At 68.4% G+C, this 19,397-nt stretch carries 10 protein-coding genes; 4 read left to right on the top strand and 6 right to left on the bottom strand.

The window, feature by feature from the left end:
• Positions 1–81 precede the first annotated feature (81 nt).
• The gene (locus ACPXCG_RS18545; RefSeq protein WP_425793550.1) at positions 82–1,302 is read right to left on the bottom strand and encodes a L,D-transpeptidase; all 1,221 of its coding nucleotides are present in this window, start codon (positions 1,300–1,302) and stop codon (positions 82–84) included.
• Complete coding sequence (locus ACPXCG_RS18540) at positions 1,299–1,520, bottom strand: DUF3618 domain-containing protein (RefSeq protein ID WP_425793549.1); 222 nt, start codon at positions 1,518–1,520, stop codon at positions 1,299–1,301. The genes ACPXCG_RS18545 and ACPXCG_RS18540 overlap by 4 nt, the downstream gene beginning before the upstream one ends.
• A 232-nt stretch (positions 1,521–1,752) precedes the next feature.
• Between ACPXCG_RS18540 and bcp the strand changes: the two genes are divergently transcribed.
• On the top strand, positions 1,753–2,226 hold the full coding sequence (bcp, locus tag ACPXCG_RS18535; RefSeq protein ID WP_425793548.1) for a thioredoxin-dependent thiol peroxidase: 474 nt from the start codon (positions 1,753–1,755) through the stop codon (positions 2,224–2,226).
• A 24-nt stretch (positions 2,227–2,250) separates the two neighbouring features.
• Complete coding sequence (locus tag ACPXCG_RS18530; protein WP_425793547.1) at positions 2,251–2,883, top strand: TetR family transcriptional regulator; 633 nt, start codon at positions 2,251–2,253, stop codon at positions 2,881–2,883.
• Positions 2,884–3,041: 158 nt separating this feature from the next.
• On the opposite strand, the gene ACPXCG_RS18525 is transcribed toward ACPXCG_RS18530, so the two are convergent.
• The gene (locus tag ACPXCG_RS18525; protein WP_425793546.1) at positions 3,042–3,434 is read right to left on the bottom strand and encodes a holo-ACP synthase; all 393 of its coding nucleotides are present in this window, start codon (positions 3,432–3,434) and stop codon (positions 3,042–3,044) included.
• Positions 3,435–3,454: 20 nt separating this feature from the next.
• A complete protein-coding gene (locus ACPXCG_RS18520; protein WP_425793545.1) occupies positions 3,455–12,733 on the bottom strand; it encodes a fatty acid synthase subunit beta domain-containing protein in 9,279 nt (3,092 codons plus the stop codon).
• Positions 12,734–13,274: 541 nt separating this feature from the next.
• On the opposite strand from ACPXCG_RS18520, the gene ACPXCG_RS18515 reads away from it, so the two are divergent.
• Together ACPXCG_RS18515 and ACPXCG_RS18510 are read left to right on the top strand one after the other, a co-directional pair.
• Positions 13,275–13,703: an HIT family protein gene (locus ACPXCG_RS18515; RefSeq protein ID WP_425793544.1), complete on the top strand. Its 429-nt coding sequence runs from the start codon at positions 13,275–13,277 to the stop codon at positions 13,701–13,703.
• The gene (locus ACPXCG_RS18510) at positions 13,700–14,524 is read left to right on the top strand and encodes an SIR2 family NAD-dependent protein deacylase (protein WP_425793543.1); all 825 of its coding nucleotides are present in this window, start codon (positions 13,700–13,702) and stop codon (positions 14,522–14,524) included. Before ACPXCG_RS18515 ends, ACPXCG_RS18510 begins: the two co-directional genes overlap by 4 nt.
• A 21-nt stretch (positions 14,525–14,545) precedes the next feature.
• Here the strand turns inward: ACPXCG_RS18510 and ACPXCG_RS18505 are convergent, their stop codons facing one another.
• Together ACPXCG_RS18505 and ACPXCG_RS18500 are read right to left on the bottom strand one after the other, a co-directional pair.
• Complete coding sequence (locus ACPXCG_RS18505) at positions 14,546–18,790, bottom strand: AAA domain-containing protein (RefSeq protein WP_425793542.1); 4,245 nt, start codon at positions 18,788–18,790, stop codon at positions 14,546–14,548.
• A gap of 133 nt (positions 18,791–18,923) precedes the next feature.
• Positions 18,924–19,256, bottom strand: coding sequence for a rhodanese-like domain-containing protein (locus ACPXCG_RS18500; RefSeq protein WP_425793541.1), 333 nt, complete (start codon positions 19,254–19,256; stop codon positions 18,924–18,926).
• Positions 19,257–19,397 lie beyond the last annotated feature (141 nt).

Below are 19,397 nucleotides of genomic sequence, written 5' to 3'. Positions count from 1 at the left end.
TGCCGGTGCGAAAAGGAACCTTACATGTCGTGGCGACAGAAGTGAAATCGCCCCCGCGACGGCTCCTACGCACCGTGCCGATCAGGCATTGCCCTTCTTCCAGACCGACCAGGGGACGTTCCAGTCCCCGAGCCCGTCGTCGCCGGGAAGCGTTGGACCGACAGTGTTTTTCGCGATCACGATGTCGCCACGCAACGCATGGTTGAGGAACCATTCCGCGTTCTCCGGGCTCACGTTCAGGCATCCGTTGCTGACGTCGTCGACGCCCTGGTCGCCGAGTGACCACGGCGCGGAGTGGACGTAGATGCCGCTGAACGAGATTCGGGTCGCGTCGTAGACCGTCTCCTTGTAACCCTCGGGCGAGTTCACCGGGACACCGTAGGTCGATGAGTCCATCACCACGCTCGGCTCTCGCTCGGCCACGATGTAGGTCCCGTTGTTGGTGGGCGTGGAGTCCTTGCCCAGCGAGGTCGGCATGGTCTTGACCACCTTGCCGTTCACCGAGACCGACAGCTGTTTGGTCTTGTCGTCGGCGACGGCGACGAAACTTCGGCCGACCTTGAAGCCGGAATCCAGATTGTTCTCGCCGAACACGCCGTCGCCGAGGTCGATTCCCTTGATGTTCGCCGCGACGTGCACCTTGGTGCCGGGCTTCCAGAAATGTTCCGGACGCCAGCGCACCATGCTGTCGTTCAGCCAGTAGAAGGCACCCTCGACCGGCGGGTCGGTGGTGACCTTGATGGCGTTCTCCGCGTTGTGCTTGTCGGCGACCGGGGTGTCGAAGTTGATCACCACGGGCTGGCCCACGCCGACGGTCTCGCCGTCGCCGGTCACGGTGGACGCGTCGGCCAGCGAGTCGGCCGAGGCGGTGGTGAAGCCGATCTTGCGTGCCCCGGCGCCGTCGACGCCGCGGGCGGCCGCCGTCAGGGAGTAGTCGGCACCGAAGTCGAGGGCACCCGTGGAGACCCAGTGAGACCCGTCCGACGATGTCTTCCCCGGAACCGGACCGTCGGGCCCCGACACCACCACCGACGACAGATTGCCGTCGTGGGAGGTGACGGTGATCGGCGCGCCGGGCATTACACCGACGGCCTTGTCGTTCATCGGCTGGTCATGCCAGCCGGTCACCGATATGGTCGGCTGCGCCACGGAATCGAGACTCTGGGCGTCGGTGATGACGTCGGGATAGCTCGACGACTCGGAGCAACCCGCGAGCGCGGCGACGGAGAGTGCGGCCACCAGGGCCACTCCGGCGCCACGGCGACGAGCCCGGCGGGTGCCGGGCAGACGAACATCGGTCACTTCACGATCTTTCGTACGATCACGACGACGACCACTGTCCCGACCCCCGCCAGCGCGTACTTCACCGCAGGCGTGGAGAGGGTGGCCATCACCTTCTTCTTGACGTCCTCTGCGAGCCGCTGCGGATTCGCGCGATCGGCCAGCGAATCGAGGGTCTTGGCCAGGTCCTCGCGCGCCTGCGCGATCTCCTGCTCGATACGTTCGGTATCCCCGGCCACGTGGTTCCTCCCATACGTGATTGACGGCGTCATCGGATCGGTGTGCGACAGCGTTCCGGCCGCCCGCCCGACGCCTGGGTTGCGACCTTTCGAGACTACGGCATCGGCGGCCCCACCAGGCATGCGCGCCGCCCTGCGCGGCGCCGGAGCACCCACACGAAATCGAGCGATACCGACATTCCGCTCCCCCACGCGGCATCCGGCCGATGTGCGCATCGACTAACCTGGCGGTATGCCAGCGACACCGAGGTTGTCCGTCGGAGACCCAGCCCCCGCTTTCACCCTTCACGACTCGCAGGACACGCCGGTGTCCCTGTCCGACTACGCCGGGCACAAGGTGATCGTCTACTTCTACCCGGCGGCGTCCACCCCTGGCTGCACCAAGCAGGCATGTGATTTCCGCGACAACCTGAAGGATCTCGATGACGCGGGGATCGCGGTGCTCGGGATCTCGCCCGACAAGCCGGCCAAGCTGGCGAAGTTCACCGAGGCGCAGGGCCTGACCTTCCCGCTGTTGTCCGACCCGGACAAGGAGGTCCTCACCGCCTGGGGTGCGTTCGGCGAGAAGAAGATGTACGGCAAGACCGTGACCGGAGTGATCCGCTCGACCTTTCTCGTCGACGAGGACGGAAAGATCGAAGTGGCGCAGTACAACGTCCGCGCCACGGGGCACGTCGCCAAGCTCCGGCGCGATATTGCCGTGTGAGACCGGCCTCGAGGAGCGACGACGATGTCCGCATCACTCGCCGAGCCGCTGGTCCCTCGCAAGCGGCCGACGCAGGAACGTAGCAAGAAGAAGTTCTCCGCAATGCTCGGCGCCGCCCGCGACCTGCTCATCGAGGTCGGTTTCGAGTCGTTGACCTGCGAAGAGATCGCGTCACGCGCCGAGGTCCCGATCGGCACCCTCTACCAGTACTTCGCCAACAAGTACGTCATCGTCTGTGAACTCGACCGACAGGACACCGTCGACGTCCGGGAGGAGCTGGCGGCCTTCTCGTCGGAGATCCCTTCGCTGGAATGGCCCCACCTGCTCGAGAGGTTCCTCGATCACCTCGCCGCGCTCTGGCGCGACGACCCGTCACGCCGTGCGGTCTGGCTGGCCGTGCAGTCCACCCCCGCCACCAGGGCCACCGCCTCACGGAATGAACGCGTACTCGCCGACCAGGTCGCACACATCCTCGCGCCGCTCACACCGACCCAACGCGGTCGGCGCGAAATGATGTCGCAGGTGCTGGTGCACACCGCGTACTCGGTGCTGAGTTTCTCCGTCCAGGACGGTCACGACCACGACGAGACGGTCGCCGAGCTCAAGCGGATGCTCGCCGGTTACCTACTGCTCGAGGAGACCACCGCGGAGGACTGAGCCGCGCACGATCGACGCATACGTCACCCCAACCGCCGATCGAGTAGCCGTCCTACCGCCGATCGGCGCGACCATCCCCACCGCCGATCGAGTAGCCGGCGAGCGCAGCGAGCCCGCGTATCGAGGTCACCGGAGCCGACCCCTATCGGCGAAAGCCGTCAGACGCCTTCCAGGATCGCGACCGCGGCGGCGGTGTCGCCGTCGTGGGTGAGCGAGATGTGCAGGCGGGTGTCCTTGAGCAGATCGCCGATCTCTCCGCCCAGGCGGATCGCCGGGCGGCCCCAGTTGTCGGTGACCACTTCGATGTCGCTGTGGCGGATGAGCGGCAGCAGCGGCGACCGCGAGAACCGGCTCACCGACCATGCTTTCACCACGGCCTCCTTGGCCGCCCACCGTGCGGCCAGATGGCGTGCCTCGTCGCCGGTGCCCGCCGCCGCGTCACGGCGTTCGCGAACCGTGAACCGGTCCGCGAACGTCGTTCCGGGCTGCTTCAACTGCTCACCGAACTCCGGAATCGACACTATGTCGATGCCCACTCCGAGAACGCTCATCGCCGCATCCGACTCGGGTTTCACTCCGCCCCGCCGGCGCGGCCATAGCTGCCACCTGCCGCGAGCCGCAACGACGGGTCGAGCAGGAGCTCGGCCTCGGCATCGTGCTCATCCGCCGCGCTGTCGAACCGGCGGTTCGGCGGGCGCTGGTAGGCCGGCTCAACGCCACACATCGCCTCCAGCAGACGGTGATTGCCCTTGCGGGCGCGCTCCGCGGCCTGCTGTCGGTAGACCTCGGCCTGCTCCGAATCCAGTGTCGCCACAAAGGCTTCCGGGTGGACCACGGCGATCAGACCGGAGACGTGACCGAACCCGAGGCTGGTCAGCAGACCGGCCTTGAGCGGGAACCGCTCGCCGAGGTTCAGGGTCTCGCGCGGCCACACCAGATGCGGATACTCGCGCATCTGTTCGTCGACACAGTCCAGACTGCGGTTCGGCGGGATCACCCCGTCGCGCAGCAGCTGGCACAGCCCGATCAGCTGGAAGGCGGCGGCACCGCCCTTGGCATGGCCGGTCAGCGACTTCTGCGACACGACGAACAGTGGAGCACCGTCACCGCGACCGATCGCGGAGGCGAGCCGCTCATGCAGCTCGGACTCGTTGGGATCGTTTGCCCGCGTGGAGGTGTCGTGCTTGGAGATCACCGCGACATCGTCGGCGCTGACGCCGAGCGCACTGAGCGCGCAGGCCAGCGGCGAGGCGTCGTTGCCACGTGCGGCGCCCAGCGCACCCAGGCCGGGGGCCGGGATCGAGGTGTGCACACCGTCACCGAAGCTCTGCGCCCAGGCGACCACGCCCAGCACCGGCAGACCCATCTGTGCCGCTACGTCACCGCGGGCCAGCAGAATCGTTCCGCCGCCTGCGGACTCGACGAACCCGCCGCGACGACGATCGTTGGCCCGGGAGAACCGGCGCTCGTCGATCCCGCGTGCCGACATCGCGGCCGACTCTGCGGTTGCAGACATGTCGCCGAAGCCCACGATGCCCTCGATACCGAGATCGTCGAACCCGCCGGCCACCGCGAACATCGCCTTGCCGAGGCGGATCTTGTCGACGCCCTCCTCGACCGAGACGGCCGCCGTGGCACATGCGGCCACCGGATGGATCATCGCGCCGTAGCTACCCACATAGGACTGGACGACGTGTGCGGCAACGATGTTCGGCAGAGCTTCCTGCAGGATGTCGTTGGCCTTGGATTCGCCGAGCAGGGTGTTGATGTAGAGCTCGCGCATCGACGTCATGCCGCCCATGCCGGTGCCCTGGGTGTTGGCCACCAGGCCGGGGTGCACCCACCGCATCAGCTCCGACGGGGTGAAGCCCGACGACAGGAACGCATCGACGGTCGCCACCAGGTTCCACAGTGCGACACGGTCGATGGACTCGGCCATGTCCGGGGTGACACCCCAGCGGGTCGGGTCGAAACCGGTCGGGATCTGACCGCCGACGGTGCGCGACAGTGTGAACTGCCGCGGCACCCGGATCTCGGTGCCCGAGAGTCTGGTCACCTGCCAGTCGCCGGTCTCCGCGTTCTCCGCGATCCGCGTCTTCTCCGGGGCCGCCGAGGCGAATGCGCGTGCCTCCGCCTCGGAACTCACCGTGAAGGTGAGGTCGTCGTCGAGGAAGACCGAGGTGAGCAACGGCGATGTGTTGTCCACCATCGCTCCCTCGTCGGCGTAGCGACGGATACCGCAGCGCGACACGACCTCGTCGTGGTAGCGCTCGGCGATCTCGCTCTCCGGTACCGGGTCACCGGATTCGGTGTCGTACCAGCCCGGCTTGGGTGCGGTATCCCACTGGATCAGTCCGGTGTTCCAGGCGAGTTCCGCAACGCCTGCGGCGGAGAGCTTCTCGTCGACCTCCATCTCGAGCCGGGTGCGCGAGGAGCCGTACGGGCCGAGTTCGCCCGCGCCGACGATGACGACGAGGTCCTCCGGACGGGCGTCGATCGACGGCCACTGCGGGGTCATCGCCTTGGGTGCACGGGCCGGGGCGGGCAGCGCCGCCACGGTGGTCACCTCGTCGTCGGACTCCTCGGCTTCGTCGGTCGCCGCGTCGGCCGCTGCACCGGCCAGTGCCTTGAGATCGATCGAGGGATCGAGGCCGCCGGTGAAGTCGGCGACGATCGCTTCGGCCCGGGCATGCTCCCGGTGCTCCGTGGTGCACAGGCCGAGCAGGTTCGCGGCCATCTCCGCCGTGCTCCAGGTGCGCACCCCGGCCGCCTCGACGGCGTCGACCATTCCGTCGTTGTGACCCATCAGACCGGTTCCGCGCACCCATCCGATGAGGGCGTGCGCGATGGTGGTCTTCTGATTCCACGAGTCCTCGGCCGCCCAGCGGGTGACCAGCGCGTCCAGCGACGCCTTGGCCTCGCCGTAAGCGCCGTCGCCGCCGAACATTCCGCGGTTCGGCGAACCGGGCAGCACCACGTGGACGCGAGCGGCGATGTCGTGATCGGCGTGCAGTTCTCCCAGTCCGCCGATCATCCGCTCCACCGACCAGAGCAGAACCTTCATCTCCAGTTCCGCGCGACCGCCTGCATCGGTGAGATCGCCGGCCACCCGGGGCGCGGCGAACGGGAAGAGCAGGGTCGGCTTCATCGCCGGCTTGATCACCGACGTCGTGCCACCGAGGTTCTCGGTCTGCTCGGCGCCGATCCACTCGACCAGATCGTCGACGTCGGTGTAGGACGCCATGTTGGCGGGCGCCACCCACAGTGCCGCGTCGTACCGGGCGTTCTCACGGTAGAGCTTCTTGTAGAACGCGAGCTTGCCGGAATCCAGGCGCGACGTCGTGGCGATCACCGTCGCGCCGCCGGCCAGCAGCCCGGCGATCACGCCGGAGGCGATCGAACCCTTGCCGGCACCGGTGACGACGGCGATCTCCTTCGACCACTGCCCGACACCCGGCTGCTCCGCGGCGCTGGCGATGGCGGCGAACGTGCGTGCGTGCACGGCGTTTCCGGATGCCAGCGCCTTGCCCTGCCACCACGTGGCGTGCGTCGCGACCGTGTGGCCCGCACCGTTGAACCGACCGACCACACCCTCGAAGTCGGTGTCGAGGTCGTGCTCGTCGGTCAGCCAGATCCGTACGAGGTCCTCGCGGCTGGTGGCCCAGCGGTCGTCGACCAACACCACCTTGGCGGTGTCGAAGGCCGGCGCGACGGTCCGAGCCCAGTCCGAGCCGAGTTCGGCGCTGACACGCTCGACGATGGCGACGTTCGGGTCCTCGACCAGCTCGCCCGCCTCGTTGATCTCGGCCAGGCCCAGCTTCTCCAGCACGGTGTAGGCGGCCGAGGCCAGCGCGCCCGAGCGACCGGTGATCTGCTCGGTGAACTCGCCCAGCGCGGCCGCGTCGACCGTTGCACCGGCACCACTCTCGGCGGCCGGCTTGGCCACCGCGACACCACGTGCCGCCCCCACCGACGTGACCGCACGATCGATCAGGGCGTCGAGCGCGTCGGCGTTGGCGAGCGCACCGTCGAGCAGGTTGCCGAGGTCCTCGCCACGCACACTGGCTCCGTCGCGGGTACCGAGGGCGACCGCCACCGTGGCGTGCAGGCCCCAGCCGGGTCCGAGCTGCCACACATTGGACACGCGATCCGTGATGTAGGACTGCCGCTTGCCCAGGGGTCCGAGTACCTTACGGACCTGGTCGCCGACGGCGTCGGTGAGCACCGGGCCCAGCGGGCGGTAGCCGCGTGCCAACGTCTCCACCGTGGACGACAATGCGTTCATGTCGGCCTCGGCCGCGCCGTCGATGGCACCGAGTCCGAGCTCGCCACCGATGTCGAGCAGGAGCTGGTTACGACGTGACGAGACACCGTCGCACAGCGCCTCGATGGTGTCGGCGGAGCCGATCTGATCGGTGCGCATCTTGGTCCACAGCGCGATCACGGACTTGACCGCGTCGGCCGGCCCGAACGAGACGTCGTCCGGTCGGGGCCCTGATGCGGCCGGCGCCGGTGCCGGTGCGGCGGCCGGCGCAGCCGTCGGTGCGGCCGCGGCTGCCGAGGCATCGGCGGCCGGTGCGTCAGAGCTCTCGTCGGCGTCGTCCTCGGGTTCGGGACCCGAGTCGTTGGCCAGGATCACATCGGAGTCACGCTCGACGTTGGCCACCTCGGTGGTCGCCGCGGCGTAGTCGTCCAGCTTGAGGGTGTTGGTGGCGAGGCCGGCGAGCGTCGGGGCGCCCTTCAGGCCGATCTCGACGAAGCGCTGCACCCCGAGGCCGTCGCGCGACGGTCCGGCGAACAACAGTTCCTGGGTCTCGATCCAGCGGACCGGGCTGGCGAACTGCCAGGCCAGCAGCTCGATGAGGACGACACGGACCAGCTGTCCCGGCTTGTCCGCCCAGGAATCCCACTCCGCCAGAACGGCATCGAGCGGATCGGACGGTACCAGCGCGGCGATCTCCTCGATGAAGGAGCGATCGAGGGTGAACAGCCGGGGCACGAGATTCGGGATGTAGTGACCGACCAGGATCTCCGGATCGATGTGCTCGGGCAGCAGCCCCTCGAGCTTGGACCGGAACTCCGGCACCCCTTCACGCAACACCGTTGAGTGGAACGGCACGTCGATGCCGGGCACCAGGATGAAGGACTTCTTGCCGCCGAAGTCGATACGACGTCGCTCGATCTCGTCCTCGAGGTGTTCGAGGCCACGGACCGTGCCGGCGATCGCGTACTGCGAGCCGAGCAGGTTGAGGTTGACCACCTCCAAGAACTCAGTGCACGAGCGTCCGACCTCCGCCACGAACTCGGTGACGTCGGCATCGGCCAGACCGAACTGGCTCGGGCGGATCGCCGCCATCCGGTAGTCACTGCGGCCCAGGTCATCTCGCGGAACCAGGTGGTGCATGGCCTCGCCGCGCTGGAACACGACCTCGAGCACGGCCTCGAGCGGCAGCACCCCGGCACACGCGGCGAGCGCGTTGTACTCGCCCACCGAGTGACCGCAGGTGATGGCGTTCTCGACGAAACCGCCGGCTTCCTTGAGCTCGGCGATCTGCGCGACGCCCAGGGTCGCCATGGCGACCTGGGTGAACTGCGTCAGGTAGAGAACTCCGTCGGGATGGTTGTAGGTGGTGCCGTTGGCTACCAGGGTCGTCGGGTTGTCCCGCACCACCGCCAGGATCGAGAAACCCAGGGCGTCGCGAGTGTGCTTGTCGGCCCGATCCCAGATCTCCCATGCGGCCTTCGACCGCGAGCGGGCGTCGAGCCCCATGCCCTTGCTCTGGATGCCCTGGCCCGGGAAGGCGTAGACCGTGCGCGGCGCGGCCATCAGGCCGGTGGCGGCCATCACGAGGTCGTCGCCGACCTTCGCGGTGACCTCGACGACCTCACGACCGGCGTCGAGACCGACCCGGTCGACGCGGATCGAGATGGAGTCGCCGGTGCGCACCATGCCCAGGTACCGGGCCGTCCAGCCGACCAACGGGCGGGCCGACGGGGTCGGGTGCTTGCCGTCGGTTGCGGTGACCACCTGCTGGGCGGCGGCCGACAGCCACATGCCGTGCACGATGGGCTCGCCGAGCCCGGCCAGTTTGGCGGCCGCGACATCGGTGTGGATCGGGTTGCGATCACCGGACACCGCGGCGAAACCGGTCATGCGACTCGGTGCGGTGATGGTGGCAGAACGGAGCAGCTTACGGGTGGCCGACCGCTCGTCGTCGGCAGCGCCACCGGCGCGCACCGGGTCGGTGAGTTCCGCCGACCCGAGGCGTCCGCGGATGGCGAACCGCTCGGCCATCGTGGCGATCGGTCCGGCCGCGCCGGCCACCTCGACACCGACCTCGACCACCCGGCCGACCTCGGTGTCATACACTGCGCCCGAGCGCGCGGTGACAGTCAGTTCCGCTGCGGTGGCGGGTATCTCGCCGACCAGCTCGACGGCGTGGTCGAGATGGACCAGGTCCAGCAGACCCTCGACGACGGGAGCGCCCGATTCGGTCCGGGCCGCACCGATGACGCTGAAGACGCTGGGCCAGCTCGCGCCGACGAGGGTGTCGGGGACCGCGAAGCCGAACGGCTCGGTCGGGGTCGTCGGACGCAGGTTGGCGGGCAGGGTGTAGCCGGTCACCGCGGCGTGGTCGGCAACGCTGTCCGGGTCCCACGAGACGGTGGTGACCGAGACGCCGCCCTCGACGGTGGCGAGTTCGCCACCGGCGGCGACGGTCAGGATCTCACGCATGGCCTGCGAGGCCTCGTCGATCCCGACCCGCGGATTCCCGCCGTCGAGCAGACCGGCATCGACGTGCAGCGGAATCCGGACCGACGAGCCGGAGATCGGCGTGATGAGGTCGTACCGGTCGCCCCGGAATCCATTCGACCCGCTCGCTTCGCTCCCGGCGCCGGTGACACGTTCGAGCACCGAACCGGTCGGCTCGTGCTCGGCACGATCCGGGTCCACGAGCGTCCAGCGATCGCGATCGCCGAGCAGCGCAACGGGATTGGGCACCATACGGCCGACCCAGTCGACGTCGTCGGCCTCCAGTACGGCCACGATGGTGCCGTCGCCGTCCACCAGGCCGGCGCGCTTGCGGGTGTCGACGGCGACGGAATCTGTGCCGGCGTCCTGAAGATCGTGCACGACCTGCGCCTCGAAGCGGTCGAGCAGCTCGCCGACCGGCTCGTCGACGCGGGTGATGCCGGAGACGGCCACCGGGCCGGGGATGATGCAGACCGCATCGGCCGGATAGCGCGCATCGTGGGCCTGCCACAGCGAGTCACTGCGCCACCAGCGGCGCACGTCCTTGTCGATGACCGGGACGAAGTTGACCGGCTTGCCCGGGGTGCGGCAGAGCTCGAGGAAGAACGCGACGTCGGCGGGATGCAGGATGTCGGTCTCGATCTCCGGGTACACACTGCCGAGCGCATCGATCGCGGAGTGGGGATCGTCGGTGCTGCCGGACCCGGCGAACATCGTCGGGATCTCACCCGAATCGACGGGACTCATCCGGGCCTCGGTGCGCTGGAGCATGTCGGTGAACCGCTGCTGCCAGGTGATGTCGGCCCACGGCAGCTGATCGGACCGGCCGTCGCCGACCGCGAGGGTCGCGTAGCGGTCCAGCCATGCCCGGTAGGTCATGGCGGCGACGTCACCGAAGTAGGGCTTGGCGGTGTCGGCCATGGCCGCGATGATCTCGTCGCGGCGGTCGGCGACGGCGTCGGCGTCCCCGGCGACCTCGTCGAGCAGACGACCGCAGCGCGACGCGGTGTTGTCGATCTCGTGGATGTCGGCACCGAGCTGACTACGCCCGGAGGCCATGCCGGCGGTCGCGTACCCGGCACCGATCCAATCGTCGCAGCCGATGGTGTCCACCAGCAGTTGCTTGACCTCGGGGGCGGTGGTGGCCTCCTTGGCGGCCATCGCAGCGGTACCGATCAGGATGCCATCGAGCGGCATGGACGGATAACCGTAGACCGACGACCATGCGCCGGTGAGGTATTCGCTCGCGCGTTCCGGGGTGCCGATGCCGCCACCGACACAGATCACGACGTTGTTGCGGGCCCGGAGTTCGCTGTAGGTGGCCAGCAGCAGATCGTCGAGGTCCTCCCATGAGTGGTGGCCACCGGCCCGGCCGCCCTCGATCTGCACGATGACCGGGTGATGGGGCACCTCGGCGGCGATGCGGACCACCGCGCGGATCTGCTCGACGGTGCCGGGCTTGAAGGCGACGAAGCGCAGGCCGGCTTCGACGAATTCGTCGACGAGTGCGACCGCGTCCTCGAGTTCGGGGATACCCGCGGACACGACGACACCGTCGATCGGTGCGCCCTGGGCGCGGGCCTTTTGCACGAGGCGCTTTCCGCCGAGCTGCAGCTTCCACAGGTAGGGGTCGAGGAACAGCGCGTTGAACTGTGCCTGCCTGCCGTCATCGAGGAGCTCGGTCATGCGTGCGACGTTGTCGGCGAAGATCTGCTCGGTGACCTGCCCGCCACCGGCGAGTTCGGCCCAGTGCCCGGCGTTGGCGGCCGCAGCGACGATGGCGGGATCGACCGTGGTCGGGGTCATGCCGGCCAGCAGCATCGGTGAACGACCGGTCAGCCGGGTGAACGCGGTGTCGACGACCTTGCGGCCGTCGGGCAACTCGACGAGCTGCGGGGCGAACTGCGTCCAGGGCCGGGCGACCTCGGGGATTCCGCCCGGGCTGAACAGGTTCCGCTGACCCACGCGGAGTGCGGGCGACACGAGTCCGACGCCCTGGCCGCGGACCAGCGAGGAGGTGAGGCGGGTGGCGAGGTCGCCGGGCCCGAAGTCGAGGATCCACTTGGCGCCGGCATCGACGACCTCGTCGACCGTCGCGACCCAGTCGACGGGATCGACCAAGATGGAATTGGCGTGGCCGATCGCGGTGTCGCGATCGATCCCGCACTCGTCGGCCCACTCCGCGACGAGGTCGACGGCCTCGGCCATGGTCGGGTGATGGAAGGCGACGCTGACGTTCAGGTGGTCGAACTTGGGCGCGAACGGCGCCCCACCCGCGACCTTGCGCTTGCGCTCGTCGGTCTCGGCGGCCGCGAGGCGCTCGCAGAGCGCCGCGAACGCGGCGAGGTGGCGCGGTGCACCGGAGAGGGCGACGGCGCGCCGGCCGTTGCGGATCGCGACGACGGGGGCCGAGGCCAGCTCGGACTCACTCAGACCGGCGCGGTAGTCGGCGAGGATCTCCTCGATACGCGCGGGCACGGCACCGCTGATGGCGAGCATGGGGGTGCCGTCGGTGGTGGTGGCCAACCCGCGACGACGTGCGACGAGGGTGCCGGCGGCGCCGACGAGGTGTGCGATCGCCAGCAGCAGGCCCTGGCCGGACTCTGCCGCCTGGCCGTCGGCGCCGATCGCGTGCGTGGCGATGGACCCCTGCGAGTGTCCGATGACGGCAGTCGGCGTGATGGCTGTGGTGTCGAGGCCCTGCTTCTTCAGCGCTTCCACGGCGGCCAGCTGGGTCAGCAGCACGCCCGGACCCGACAGCGTGAAGTCGGCGAGCTCTGTCTCACCGGGCACCGGCTCTTCGGCGTCAAGGGCACGGACCCAGGTCAGCGGGTGGAAACCGTCCACCACCGCGATGGTGAGCTGGGCGGCGACCGGGTCGATGATGCGCTCGGCGGCGGCGACGATCTTGCCGATCCGATGCTCGAGATCGGCGTCGACGACCAGTTCGGCCAGGGTGGGCAGCCAGGGCGATCCCTGTCCACCGAAACTGATCGCATACGGCTCGCCGTCGATGAGACGGTCGATCAGCGTCGTGGTCGGGCGGTCCGAGTGCGCGGCGCCCTGTGCTCCTGAACGGAATTGGTCGACGGTCACGGGTTCTCCTCTTGTCTCGACACTGTTGTGGCCTGGGTGCTCGTGTCGCGGGTAGTCAATGGCTTGTCGTCGTTGGCTGAGCCGCGGGCACACAAATCACCCGCTGAGGTCTGTCGGTACGGTGGCCTGGACTTTTCGGTGCTGCGCTGCACTTCTCCGTGCCGCGCTGTGGCACGCTCGATGAACACACCTGCCGCGCAACACTTTTGGCTGCACGTGAGACTCACCTATGAGTCGTCGTCGGCGTGAACGTGTCCCAATGATGACACACGAAAATGAGGCTTTCCTCATGTTTGGCATCGACCCGCGGGTATACCCGCGGGTAACCCCGCGAGTAACACACGTGTGCACCGAAGCCTCCTACTGCCGCCCCTGGATTGCCGCTGATCACGGATCATTTCCGAGCGCTCGTTCGGAGCCCCCGAGAGCTGCGACGATCCGTTATCTAATCGTTATGTGACATGCTGCACTCTCGATCCACGACGATCACAGGTCGTCGCCGATCGCGACGGCGCGCGTCCGGAACCGTAGGGTGCTCGGCATGGCAACGTGCGTGTTCTGCGACATCGTCGGCGGGCGGGCACCGGCTCGGACGGTCTACCGCGACGACGACGTCATCGGATTCCTCGACATCCGCCCGGTCACCCGCGGTCACACTCTGCTCGTCCCACGCGAGCACTCCTCCGGGCTCGCCGACCTCGACCCAGAGATGGGGGGCCGTCTGTTTGCCGCCGGTCAACAGGTGGCCGCCGCGATGAAGTCCGGCGCGCTGGGCGCCGACGGCGTGAATCTGGTCGTCAACGACGGACGGGCGGCCTTCCAGACCGTGTTCCACACTCATCTGCACGTCGTGCCCCGCCACAACGGAGACAAGCTGAGCTTCGCCAAGGGGCTGGTGGTTCGTCGCGACCCCGACCCCGATCAGACCGCCGAGCTGCTCCGGGTTGCGCTGGAAACCGATCGCCGATGAGCGACCACGACGAATCGCCCCCGACCACGCGGTCGGCGACGTCGACATCCGCGCCGGCTCCGGATCTCCCCGGCGACGCGGTCGAAGCGGTCCGGCGGGCCGAATGGGTCACGGTGTTCACCGGCGCCGGAATGTCCGCCGAGAGCGGCATCGCCACCTTCCGCGATGCCGAGACCGGCCTGTGGGAGAAGTTCGATCCCGCGCAGCTGGCAACCCCGGAGGCCTGGGCGGCCGATCCCGCACTGGTGTGGGGTTGGTATCAGTGGCGGGCCCGGATGGTTCGCGAGGCGCAACCCAACACCGGACACCGCGCGCTCGTCGAACTGGCTCGCGATCGTGCGGTGATGGTGGTGACGCAGAACGTCGACGATCTCCACGAACGAGCCGGCAGCGACGTGGTGAGCCACCTACACGGGAGTCTGTTCGCGCCGCGCTGCAGCCATTGCGGGCGGCCCTATCAGGGCACCGGAGCCGACCCGGAGCGGGCCGTGCACGAGGCGCGCGTGGAACCGCCCACCTGTCCGGTCTGCCTGTCCGCAATCCGTCCCGGTGTCGTCTGGTTCGGCGAACCGCTGCCCGCCGACGCGTGGAACACCGCCGAGAACGTTTTTGCCGCAAGCGATGTCGTCATCGTGGTCGGAACCAGCGGCATCGTCTATCCGGCCGCCGGGCTCCCCGAGCGGGCCATCGCCTCCGGCACCCCGGTCATCGAGTTCAATCCGGAGCCATCGGCGCTGAGTCGCGAGGTCACCCACAGCATCCGGTCGTCTGCCGCGGTCGGCCTGCCTGCGTTGGTCACGGCGGTCCGATCCGCCGACTGACGGTCCGGTCTCCGCGCCGTCTCACTCCCCCGCGCTGAGACCGATCGGGTCCCAGCCATGGTCGGATGCCGCCCGCGCATCCGCCGACAGCGTGGTGATCGATCCCGGCTTCACCCCGCGCCGATCGAGCGCCTCCCACAGCCCATCGAGGGCACGGTCGGGATCGAGTTCGAACTCGGACTCCCGGACTCGCCAGAAGTCCCAACCGCATCGACGCAGTTCGCGTTCGCGTTCCATGTCCGAGCGGGCCTGCTCCCCGGTGGTACGGAACGAGTCCCCGTCGCACTCGACGGCCATCCGGGCGTCCGACCCGGTGACCACGAGATCAATCACGCGGTTGTTGATGGTCATCGACGGCACCACGTAGTAGCCACGGTCGGCGAGCCGGTTGAACACCTGCTGCTCGAAGAGACTGGAGAACGGTTGCTGCCGCTCGGTGTTCGAGACGTCGGACGGCATCGGCGGATTGGTCGGCCCCTGCCCGGCCCGGATGTAGTCGAGCAGCGAGTACCTCAGATCGTTCGCCCTGAGCGCCTCGAGCTCGATCGAGTGGAAGAGCCACATCTGATCCATCGCACGCGAGGCAGCGACATTGATCCGGCGCTGCGATTCCGCGCGCGTCAGCGGCGCGATCGCGGACGGATCGGAAACCACCATGGACAACATCACCACATGTCGCTCGTCACCCTGGAAGTCCGGCGGTGTCCCCACCCGGATACGACGCGACCGCCAGTCGTCTTCGCTGACGGCGGCACGCAGCCGGCGGGTGATCTCGTCCACCTGCTTGGTGCCCTGCAGTGCGATGACCCCGAAATCGAGTCCTTCATAGGCGGGGTCGCCCAGACACGTGGTGAGCGCCGCGACGATCGCCGCCGCCTCGTTCTCGTTGACGACCGAAGCCCCCTGACCGGTGGCGACGCCGTCATCGACGGCCACCGATCGCAGCGGCGGCAACCGGTCCGCGCCGAATTGCCGCACCGGCAGCAGCGGGGCACCCGTATAGAACTGACGCGACGAGAACTCGATGATCTCGGGCATCGACCGGAAATGCTCACGCAGACGGATCAGATGACCGAATCGGCTGCGCAGCAGGGAGAAAAGGCTCGATCGGGGTGTGAGCCCGTCCCGCAGGTAGTTCGGCAGGTCCGGTAGATGCGCGTCGAGTTTGGCGAACGCGTCGTCGAGGGTGGTTCCCGACAGGCCGGTGGGCGCGCACTGCCGGTCATCGCCCACGACGATGACCCGCGGGGCCAGCCAGAGCAGGAACGAGCTGGTGATGTCGGCCTGACTGGCCTCGTCGACGATCACGACGTCGAACGCGTTGCGGTGCGGATCCACGGTCTCCGCGACCTGACTGATCGACATGATCCACGCGGGCACCGCGCCCTGCGCGTGCTCCATCGCGGCCCGGGCTGCCGCCCGAAAGCGGTTGGCGTGCTTTCCTGATCCCTTGCCCAGATTGATCATGTGATCCCGGTAGGACTGCAGGGCCTGGACCTCCGCGACACTCATCCGATCCAGGCACTCGCGCCAGGCGTAGGCCGCGGTCAGCCGGGCGGTGAACGCGGCGATGTCGGCTTCGTGTTCGTCGAGTTCGGCCTGCAGACGTGTCTCGAGCGTCGGATCGCTGCGCTCGAGAGCCCACGCCTGTGCGCGGCGCCACGACCAGGCCGCCCCGACGTCGCGCAGTCGGGCGTGCCAGGTGTCGTCGTCTGCGGTGTCGGTCAGTAGGCCGTAGAACTCCGGGGCCTTGTTGCGCAGTCGCAGTGCGTAGAGATCGAGCGCGGTCTGTGCCTGCAGTTCGTCACGTGCCCTACTCCAGTCGCGCCGCGCCGACTTGATCGCCTGCGCATCGGCTTTCGCCAGCGCGGCGACAAGTGCGTCGCCTTCCGGAGAAGGTCCCCGGTCCACCTCGGCCGACAGTCTGTACGCGCACTCGGCCAGCTCGTGTTCGGCGAGTACGGCGTCGTTGGTGGCGGCAATCGCCCCGGCCTGTACGGCGACCTCGGTCACCTCGGCGACACTGCGTGGCCGAGGCCCGCCGGGGCTGATCGCTTCGAGCTCACGAACCAGTTGGTCGCGCCCGGCCATCAGCTCGGAGATCCACGCGAGCTGGTTGTCGAGTCGGACGAGGCTGTTCAGCTGCGCCGACCGCGATCCTGAGTTGTCCACCGGGACATGCAGATCCGCGAGGACCCTCTGCACTTGCTGCACCGCGTCGAAGACGGCGAGGTGGTCGGCGACGAGCCGCAACGACTGTTCGTCGGTGGCCTCGACCCCGTCGACGGTGGCGCGGACTCCGGATTCCTCGACGGCACGTTGTTCTGCCGACCGCAGGAGTCGGCCCCGCCGGCGGCCGCCGGCGGCAAGGTGATCGGCCGCGGCACGGAAGATCGCGCTGTCACCGGGCCGTGCCCCCTCAGTTCCGATCACATGCGCCCCGATCGCCCGGTCACGCTCGGCGGCCTCGCCGATGATCGGTGACAGTGTGGTCACCCGTGACCAGAGATGGGCGGCCTGACCGGCGAGCAGACGATCGGCCATGTCGGCGACCAATGGCGGGAACGAGGCGACTTCACCGGCGGAGACCGCGAGGTGGTCGCACACGTCCTTGATCCGCACCAGCCGTCCACTGTCCACACCGGACAGGATCGACAGCAGCGATCCGCTTCCGATCATCGGCTCGTGCGGCCGCCGACCGATCCGTTCGCAGATCTGCTCGAGGTCGGCCGAGTCGGGCAGGTGATCGGCGAGATCGGGCAACCGCTGCCCCAATCGCGTTGTCGCACCGACGTCGGTGCGGAGCAGCTCGAGAAGCTCCTCGAACTCACCGGCGCCGAGCGGGGGCAGGGAACCCTCGACCGGACCCGGCAACCAGTCATATCGGTGCTTGTCGTCGTTGCATCGCCGAACAACCTCGGCTGCGGTCCCGCGGTAGTCCCCGGCCACCCATTCGTGGACCTCGGTCTCCGACTCGCGCGCCATCCAGAGTTCGCGGAGCACGCGCTCGCGCTTGCGGATCGCCTGTTCCCGCTTGTCGATGAGGTCGGCGATCTCCGCGGCCACCACCCGCGGCTGGTGCCCGGCTTTGCGTTCGGCGATCGCCTCCACACCGGAAACCGTCGCCTCGAAATCGTCCTGCCCGACATCGGCGATCGAGACCGCGAGCCCTCGCAGCTCCGAGGGCAACATGTCCCTGATCACCTGCAGGGCATGTGCCTTTTCGCTCGTCACCAGCACGCGCTGCCCCTTGGCCAGCAGCGCAGCCGTGAGGTTGGCGATGGTGTGGGTCTTACCGGTCCCCGGTGGGCCCTCGACGACCACGCCGCTGTCGACGCCCAATTGCGCCAGCACATCTCGCTGCTCCACATTCGCGGGCAGCGGGTACAGCGCGTCGCGTACGAGGTCCTCGGCGGGTAGCGCACCCGACCGCGCGAGCGCGGCCAGGCGTTCGGGCGCCTCGATCGGGGCGACCAACTGCGCGAGACCGATGGGCACCTCGCCCCGGACCGGTCCGGTCGGGTCGCTCTCGGTACCGGCGGTCTCCCGCAGCTCGGCCAGGATCGCGTCGTAGAACGCCAGTGCTGCCGTGACCCCGCGTCGCCGCAGCACGAGCGCCGGGCGCATGTCGACCGAGAGCGACACGATGTCGGAGTCGACCCGCACCTGCTGCTGCCAGGTGTCCACGAGGTCGGTCACCTGGTTACCCACCGGGCTGACGAGTTCGGAGATCTGGCCCCGCACCTTGATCGCGGCGCCGAGGTCCACGCCGTCGATCGGGGCGAGGAGGTAAGTGTCGTGCATCATCGGCGTCGCGCCGGTACCGATGGTCACACGAATGGCCGCGCTGTCGTCGTCCCGGTCGGCGACCACCTGCTGGGTCACCAGGTGTTCACGGATGCGGGTATCGCCCTCGGCCTCGTCGTCCCGCACCGTCACCAGCGCATTGGCCAGCACGAGTTCGAGCGTCTCCGGACTGTCGTGCAGTTCGTCGATCAGGTGTGAGACCGCGTCGTATCCCTGGCTGTCGGGCGCGAGCTCGATGACCACCTGACCGGTCCCGGCGCCCGCCCGTATCGGCACGTCGGTCGACTTGCCCACCCAGACCAGGCCCGGGTGTTGCTCGACGTCGCTGACGATCTCCGAACGGGAGCGCACGAGTTCTCGGAGATAACCCAACAGCCGCACAACCTGGTCGGCCGCGTCGGTGTGCTGTGGATCGGTGTGCTGTGGATCGGTGTGCGCCGTGTCGGTCCCGTCGGCCATGCCTGTTCCGTTCCCTCCTCCGTCCGCCCTATCCGGCGTCGTCGGCTGGATTCACTGGCGTGGATACGTCAAGAACGCTACCAATCGGACTCGGTGCGTGCGGATTCGACTGGGCGCGGTACGCGGTGTTCGACTACGCGCGATACGCGGTGCGCAGGGCGGGGAAACCACCGTCGACGTAGCGCACGTTCGTGTAACCGAGATCCGCGATCTCCTCGGCAATGGCGGGTGCCTGCGATCGCACCGACACGACAGCGATCTCGGTGTCGGGATCGCGCACGATGGGGAACGTTCCCGACGGGGTGGGCTTGAACCGATCGCGGACATCTCTCGGGTCCACCACCACCGCACCGGGCAGACTGCCCTGGTGTCGGACCACCTGAGGGCGCGCATCGACGATCACTGCGTGATCGTCCTCACAATGCGACTTCGCGTCGGCTGCTGTTATCGAATCCACCACTGACACTGGTGAGTCACCGTTCCTGTTGAGTCGTCTGCCTGGAACCGCCACTGACGCACGGTTCAGCCGTGATCAGAAGGGGTGGGTCGCGATGCGCACGACCCCTGAGGTCTGGCGCTCCCCCACCAACAAAGGTTACGGAAATAT

This window comes from Gordonia sp. DT218 (genome assembly GCF_049847105.1).
Taxonomy (GTDB): Bacteria; Actinomycetota; Actinomycetes; order Mycobacteriales; family Mycobacteriaceae; genus Gordonia.
The sequence above is the reverse complement of the archived record's forward strand: the minus strand, read 5'-3'. Positions and strand labels throughout refer to the sequence as shown.

What these genes read in the sequence shown, in the direction of transcription:
- ACPXCG_RS18530 (WP_425793547.1), top strand. Translation starts at nt 2,251, where the DNA reads ATGTCCGCATCACTCGCCGAGCCGCTGGTCCCTCGCAAGCGGCCGACG.
- ACPXCG_RS18515 (WP_425793544.1), top strand. Translation starts at nt 13,275, where the DNA reads ATGGCAACGTGCGTGTTCTGCGACATCGTCGGCGGGCGGGCACCGGCT.
- bcp (WP_425793548.1), top strand. Translation starts at nt 1,753, where the DNA reads ATGCCAGCGACACCGAGGTTGTCCGTCGGAGACCCAGCCCCCGCTTTC.
- ACPXCG_RS18505 (WP_425793542.1), bottom strand. Translation starts at nt 18,790, where the DNA reads ATGGCCGACGGGACCGACACGGCGCACACCGATCCACAGCACACCGAT.
- ACPXCG_RS18525 (WP_425793546.1), bottom strand. Translation starts at nt 3,434, where the DNA reads ATGAGCGTTCTCGGAGTGGGCATCGACATAGTGTCGATTCCGGAGTTC.
- ACPXCG_RS18510 (WP_425793543.1), top strand. Translation starts at nt 13,700, where the DNA reads ATGAGCGACCACGACGAATCGCCCCCGACCACGCGGTCGGCGACGTCG.